This window comes from Stenotrophomonas sp. SrG (genome assembly GCF_050031795.1).
Classification (GTDB): Bacteria; Pseudomonadota; Gammaproteobacteria; order Xanthomonadales; family Xanthomonadaceae; genus Stenotrophomonas; species Stenotrophomonas rhizophila_A.
Genome location: NZ_JBNBBE010000053.1, coordinates 1 through 351, shown reverse-complemented (window position 1 = coordinate 351; position 351 = coordinate 1). Strand labels below are relative to the sequence as shown.

At 71.2% G+C, this 351-nt stretch carries 1 protein-coding gene; it reads left to right on the top strand.

Annotated features, from left to right (window positions below):
* The coding region (locus tag ACQG3P_RS18930; protein WP_426805896.1) for a sigma-70 family RNA polymerase sigma factor at positions 1-351 on the top strand (351 nt) is incomplete at both ends.

Genomic DNA, 351 nt, shown 5'->3' with positions numbered 1-351 from the left:
CGATCTGCCTGCACACCCTGCGCGACCGCCGCGATGCCGACGAGGTCCTGCAGGACGTCGTCACCACGGTCTGGCGCAAGGCCCCCCAGTTCGATGCCACGCGGGCCTCGGCCATGACCTGGCTCTCGTTGATGGCGCGCAACCGCGCGATTGATCGCCTGCGCTCGGCGCCGCCGCGCCCGCGGGATGCCCTGTCGGTGGCCGAAGAGATTCCCGATTTCGCGCCGCAGCCGGCGCAGGCGGCCGAGCACGCCTCCGACCGCGCGCGTCTGGATGATTGCCTGGATACCCTGGTACCGCGCCGCCGCTCGCTGATCCGCAGTGCGTTCCTGCACGGTGCCAGCTATGACG